Below are 6135 nucleotides of genomic sequence, written 5' to 3'. Positions count from 1 at the left end.
TCTCTAAGTTCCCAACCTCAAAGGATAACCCACGGCTTCAAGGTTGGACAGGTCAATTCATTATGTCTAGTGTCTGGTCCAAAGCTGCACCTTGTTCTGGACGATGGCGGAACCTTGACCAATAGTCGAATACTTTGTACAACATCGAAAAAAATAGTGACAGCCCATTAACGGTCCCCATGACAGTGCGGTTCAACATCAGCGGGAAAAGGAGAGTTCAAGGTGTTTATTCTGGAACGGATATATTTCGGTAATTCCCTGCTGACCTGGATCATTTCGGGCACCCTGGCCGCAGGCATCTATATTTGCCTGCGGCTGGTAAGAAGGTTGTTAGGCAAACGCCTTAAAATCCTGGCTGAAAGAACGGCCACGGACCTTGATAACTTCATTGCGGACCTGGTTCAGGTGAGGACCAAAAAGGCATTGTTTTTCGGCTTTGCCGTTTACGGCGGCTCCATGGTCCTCCTTCTTCCAGCAAACGTCGAACGGTTGATCGTCGGGGTGGTGTTCGTAATCCTGTTTTTTCAGATAGGATTATGGGGCAATGGAATGATCACTTTCCTTGTCACTAGGCGCGCAGCCGAAGATGGCACGGAAGGGTTGAACCTCGAAGCTTATTCCGTTATTACCTGGATGGCCAAGGTGGCACTATGGGCCATTGTCGTGTTGCTGGCACTAAACAACCTCGGAATAGAGATCACCGCCCTCGTTGCAGGGCTCGGGATATCCGGCATAGCTGTGGCCCTGGCTCTGCAGAATATTCTCGGTGACCTGTTCGCGGCCCTGTCCATTGTCCTGGACAAGCCCTTTGTCATAGGGGATTTCATCATCGTGGGCGAGCAACTGGGCACCGTGGAGCACGTGGGTCTCAAGACCACGCGGGTTCACAGTCTGTCCGGCGAGCAGATCGTCTTCGCCAACAATGATCTGCTAAACAGCCGGATCAGGAACTACGGTCGCATGAATGAGAGGAGAGTGCTGTTTGGCCTGGGAGTCACCTACCAGACGCCAAAAGATAAGCTGGAGAAGATACCGGTGATTTTACGGGAGGCCATCGAGGCCCAGGACCAGGTGCGTTTCGACCGCTCCAACTTTTCCAGGTTCGGAACCCATTCCCTCGATTTTGAAACGGTATACTATGTTCTCGACCGGGACTACAACCTGTACATGAATGTCCAGGAAAAGATCTATCTGGCGATCTACGAGCGCTTCGGCCATGAGAACATCAAGTTTGCCTATCCGACGCAGACGCTCTTTGTTGAGAAGGAGGGTTAATGCGGCTTCCAATAGCACATTATCTACTTCGTACTCCCTCCTCGGCAATCCTCACGTACGATGTCGTGTACGCTCCGGTTGCCTCGTCAATCGTGCCTCGTATCTGGCGCACTCTTGACGGCCGGTGAGCATGGTCCATCCAGGGCGACAATTAACTGAGTTATCGCTCTTCGGAATCCTCAATAGTATGTCAGAATGTTAAGTGAACAGTCCCGCCACTGGCGGGATTCACTCTTCACGTTTCACACTTCATTCAAATAAAGGACTTTACTTGAAAAGCATCCTCCGACATCTCAGGGACCTCATCTCTGCCCCTTCTCCCGTTCACCTGCCTGATGAGATCTACCTCCCCGCCCTGGGCCAGGAGTGGACCGTAAGGTACCGCAAGACAGGCAGTCGATCGGTACAGGCTCGAAGTAACGGGAGCGGAGTGCTGATAGTCAGCGGGAAGATTGAGAAAAAAAGGGAAGTAATACTTGGGCTCAGACGGTGGCTCGTTCGACAGACCAGGGCCTCCCTGGTGCCGTGGCTAGAGGAATTGAGCGCCCAGTCAGGTTTGCCCTTTGGAACTGTTTCCGTGCGGGGACAGAAGACGCGCTGGGCAAGCTGCTCCTCCAGGGGTAATATCAACCTCAACTATCGGCTTCTTTTCCTCAGGCCTGAGGTGGTCAGATACATCCTGAACCATGAGCTGTGCCACACGGTCCACCTGAACCACTCCCGTGGGTTCTGGAATATGGTGAGTTCCCTGGAACCGGAATACCGGAGTTTCAACAGCCAGGCGAAGAAGGGAATGGAGGACGTTCCCGAGTGGGCGAAAATGCAGTACGGAGTGCTGAGGGCGTAGGGCGGAAGAGCAGGGCTGGGGACGAAAGTACAGTGCGGAGTTCGAAGGAAAACGTATTATTCCTCCTCCCTCCTTCCCTATTCCTCCTTCAGGTTTTGTATCAACGACTTATCCTTTCCTGGAAAACCCGTACCCCCCCAGTGCGTCTCCCATAGCCCTATAGGTGCGATCTATGGGGCTGTAACCTAGAGGGTTGATGATTTCCATCCGGATATTTCCGTCAGCGTCGAAGGCCTCCTCGGCAACGTGTGTCGCAATGATCTCTCCCAGGAACATGTCGTGAATTCCCAGGGGTACGATCTCCGTTAACCTGCACTCCATGGACACGCAACATTCCCCTATAAGAGGTGGTGTGACCTTTTCGGCGCTCACTGGCGTCAATCCGGTATCCGCGAACTTGTCCGAATCCTTACCCGAAGTTATTCCGCAGTGATCAGCCTTCAGAATAATATCAACGGTGGGTATATTCACAACAAACTCTCCGGTTTCCTTTATGATGCCGTATGAGTATCGGGAGGGCCTGAGGCTTATGCTGACCATGGGCGGGTCTGAACAGACCACTCCGGTCCACGCAATGGTGATTATGTTGGGCCGCCCGCCTTTGTCCTGGCAGGTGACAAGGGCCACGGGAACCGGGGCGAGGAAGGTGGAAGGTTTTATAGATCGTTTTTGCATAGTGAACCTCCAAAAACAAGGAAGGAGGGAGGGGATGAAAAATAAAGGGGACGAATTGATGTGTGTATTTTTTCATCCTCCATCCTTCACTATTCATCCTTCTTTCCTTACAGTATTTGCGCCAGGAACGCCTTAGTTCGATCCTCCTTGGGATCATTAAACAGCTCATCCGGCGTCCCGATTTCAACAATGCCCCCCTCATCCATGAAAACGATCCTGTCAGCCACCTCACGGGCAAACCCCATCTCGTGGGTGACACAGCACATGGTCATCCCTTCCCGGGCCAGGGTCTTCATGACGTCAAGCACTTCCCCGATCATCTCGGGGTCGAGGGCTGAGGTGGGTTCATCAAACAGCATGATCTTTGGCTGCATGGCAAGGGCTCTTGCGATGGCCACTCTCTGCTGTTGCCCTCCGGACAGTTGCGAAGGATATGATTTCGCTTTTTCCGGGATCCCAACCTTTTTGAGCAACTCCATAGCGAGTTTTTCCGCTTCCTGTCGTGACCTCCTGCGCACCTTTATCTGGGCGATACTGACGTTTTCCAGCACTGTCATGTGCGGGAAAAGGTTGAAACTCTGGAACACCATCCCCACCTCGGCACGGACATTGTTGATGTTGGTGCGTGAGTCGGTAAGATGGATCCCGTCAATGATGATATTGCCCTTGTCGATCGTCTCCAGGTGGTTGAGACATCGCAGGAGGGTGCTTTTACCGGACCCCGAGGGGCCGCATATAACCACGACCTCGCCCTTATCCACCTGCAGGGAGACATCGACCAGCGCTGCAACCTTGTGTCTTGAATAGAAAGTTTTGTAAACATTGCTGACATCAATCACTGGCCGCAAACCTCCTCTCCAGATACTGGACGATCATGGACAGGCTGAAGGTCAGGATGAGGTAAAGGATCGCAACTGTGAAGAAAACCTCGAAATAGTTGAAGGTGCTTGTCCCGATCTCCCTCCCGGCCCTGGTAAGTTCGACGAGGGCGATGACCCCCACCAGGGAGGAATCTTTTATGAGCGATATGAATTGACCAGCCAGGGGCGGAAGTATCCGTTTGAATGCCTGGGGAAGGATTATGTGCCGCATGGCCTGGGGGTAGTTCATGCCCAGGGAGCGGGCAGCCTCCATCTGGCCCCGGTGGATAGACTGGATGCCTGCTCTTATTATTTCTGCTATGTAGGCGCCGGCGAAAAAAGACAAAGCAAGGACACCGGCCATGAAGCTCGACAACCTGAATACCTGCCCGATAAAGAAGTAGAAGATGTAGATCTGAACAAGAAGGGGAGTACCCCTGATGAGTTCGATATAGCCAATAGCCAACCATTTGGGTGCCGGACTATTGGAAAGTCTGGCCAGACCTGTGATCAACCCGATAATGATCCCCAGAAATATTGAAATTACCGAGATTTGCAGAGTCATGAGGAGTCCGGTGAGCAGCAGGCCTGGTTTCCATCTTTTTCCTTCAGCCAGGGTCTGCCCGCGTTGAATCTCATCACCGACCCTTGTTGATAACATCTTTGTGGGAATGGTGTAGTACCGTTCCTCATCGAGAAAATCGATAGCCACGATGAGAGTGTTGGCTCCCTCATTTTCAATGGCGGTAACGGTAGCATCCTCTTGTACTATGACTTCGATTGTTTCCTTAAAAAGGATGTACCTTGGAATCTGTTCCCATCGCCAGATGTAGTCGACTTTGTTGGTGGTAATGACGGTTCCGGCGAGGAAACCTGTAAGGATCACGAAAAGGGCGATCCAGGAGAGTGAGTGGCGGAACCGCGCGTTATGAAAAAGATCTTTTAAGGCATCCAATAGCTCTCTCCGTAACTATGTCAGGGTCGCAAAAAATCCATGAGTGGTTTTTTGCTCCTCGGAAAGCGAAAAGTGTCATTTCCGCTTTCCTTACGGTGACTGCTTATATATCGCCAAAGTCTGTGCGGGACTTTGGCTTAACGGGAACCGAAAAGCGTGGTTTTCGGTTCCCTCACGGATCGAACACACAGCCTTTGGCACTCGATCCGGGCGCCTCTCCCAGGCGCGGCTGTTCACTGATCCGGGCGCCCCCCTCGGGGCGCGTTGATGACTTTGACTACTGTTTAACAAGGTTCGGGGGGCTATGTCAGCCCCCCGAACCCATGTCTTTATGAGTGGTCTCTACTGAACATCCCTGATCCAGTCGGTGCCGGTGATCCACCGCTGGTAGATCTTGTCATAGCGGCCGTCACCCCTGGCCTGGGCAAGGAAGTTGTTGAGCCAGTTCAGGAAGTCAGGGTCACCCTGCTTGATCGCCCAGCCAAGGGGCTCGAAGGTGAAGGGCTCATCCAGAAAAACCAGTTTGCCTGCGCCCTTCTGGGCGTAGAAAACGACACAGTAGGGGAGGTCATAGACAAAGGCATCTGCTTTCCCGTTGATCACCTCAAGGGCAGCTTCCGGCTCGGTCTCGAAGCTTTTATAGTTGGCTCGGGGAATGTTCTTCTTCACAGCCTGCTCCCCGGTAGTGCCGAGTTTGGAGGTGACCGTATATTTTTTATCGTTGAGATCTTTGTAACTTTTAACGGTGCCCTCAAGTTTTTTGCTGAGAAGGATCGTCTGGCCCACGATAATATAGGGGTCGGCGAAGTTGACCTTCAGGTTTCGCTGCTGGGTGACAGTCATACCGCTCATGATAATATCGAACTTGTCGGTGAGGAGGGATCCGATAATGGCGTCCCACCCGGTAGGCACCAGTTCCAGCTCAACACCCATTTCCCTGGCCATCAGCTTGGCCATGTCCACGTCAAAACCGACGACCTTGCTCTCCTTATTCTGCATCTCGAAGGGCATGTATCCGGGTTCCATTCCGACACGGAGTTTGCCGGATTTCAGTATGGAATGAAGGGTGGATTTTTCAGCGAGGCTGTTGTCTGCCGCGAAGACCGGAAGGGCCAGCAGGCACACGGACAGGATACATGCAGTAGCAATTGTAAAACGTTTCATGCTTCCTCCTTATTAATCGTCCGGAATAAAGTGCCGGCATCACGGATCAGACCCGGCCTCAATAGGATTTCCCTTCGCCGAGAAGCTCGCAGATCACCATTTGAACGTCGTCGATGGGACATCGGGGAATTTCTTCCTGTGGGATATAAACAATCTCGGTGTGATCACAGATGGGACATTTGACCTGTATTGCTTCGGTTTTATCTCGCACATACCCCTCCCCATGAAATGTGCAATATACCATCGGTTATTTTTCGGTGTCAATGGGACTAAGTGCCCCGAAATCCGAGATTGGTTTTGGCCGGCCTCCGGTCGAAGTGTCTGAGAGGCTGTTTTTTCGTTTTGGGTCCGATGAACCG

At 52.3% G+C, this 6135-nt stretch carries 7 protein-coding genes; 2 read left to right on the top strand and 5 right to left on the bottom strand.

The window, feature by feature from the left end:
• Positions 1–222 precede the first annotated feature (222 nt).
• Positions 223–1275 carry a mechanosensitive ion channel family protein gene (locus P1S59_14070; protein MDF1527357.1) on the top strand — a complete coding sequence of 351 codons (1053 nt, stop codon included), beginning with the start codon at positions 223–225 and terminating at the stop codon, positions 1273–1275.
• 271 nt (positions 1276–1546) lie between these two features.
• Positions 1547–2122 (top strand): M48 family metallopeptidase, encoded by a 576-nt coding sequence (locus P1S59_14065; GenBank protein MDF1527356.1) that lies wholly within the window; start codon positions 1547–1549, stop codon positions 2120–2122.
• A 108-nt stretch (positions 2123–2230) separates the two neighbouring features.
• Here P1S59_14065 and P1S59_14060 read toward each other — a convergent pair whose 3' ends face one another.
• From P1S59_14060 to P1S59_14040, 5 genes are all read right to left on the bottom strand, one after another.
• Complete coding sequence (locus tag P1S59_14060; protein ID MDF1527355.1) at positions 2231–2797, bottom strand: flavin reductase family protein; 567 nt, start codon at positions 2795–2797, stop codon at positions 2231–2233.
• A 107-nt stretch (positions 2798–2904) separates the two neighbouring features.
• Positions 2905–3636, bottom strand: a complete 732-nt coding sequence (locus tag P1S59_14055; GenBank protein ID MDF1527354.1) for an amino acid ABC transporter ATP-binding protein — start codon at positions 3634–3636, stop codon at positions 2905–2907.
• The gene (locus P1S59_14050) at positions 3629–4612 is read right to left on the bottom strand and encodes an ABC transporter permease subunit (protein ID MDF1527353.1); all 984 of its coding nucleotides are present in this window, start codon (positions 4610–4612) and stop codon (positions 3629–3631) included. The genes P1S59_14055 and P1S59_14050 overlap by 8 nt, the downstream gene beginning before the upstream one ends.
• Positions 4613–4954: 342 nt before the next feature.
• The gene (locus P1S59_14045; GenBank protein ID MDF1527352.1) at positions 4955–5776 is read right to left on the bottom strand and encodes a transporter substrate-binding domain-containing protein; all 822 of its coding nucleotides are present in this window, start codon (positions 5774–5776) and stop codon (positions 4955–4957) included.
• A gap of 58 nt (positions 5777–5834) precedes the next feature.
• Entirely contained in the window at positions 5835–5987 is a 153-nt protein-coding gene (locus tag P1S59_14040) for a hypothetical protein (protein ID MDF1527351.1), read from the bottom strand.
• Positions 5988–6135 lie beyond the last annotated feature (148 nt).

It is taken from the genome of bacterium (assembly GCA_029210965.1).
GTDB lineage: Bacteria > BMS3Abin14 > BMS3Abin14 > BMS3Abin14 > BMS3Abin14 > JALHUC01.
This window is presented reverse-complemented; position numbering and strand designations above follow the sequence as displayed.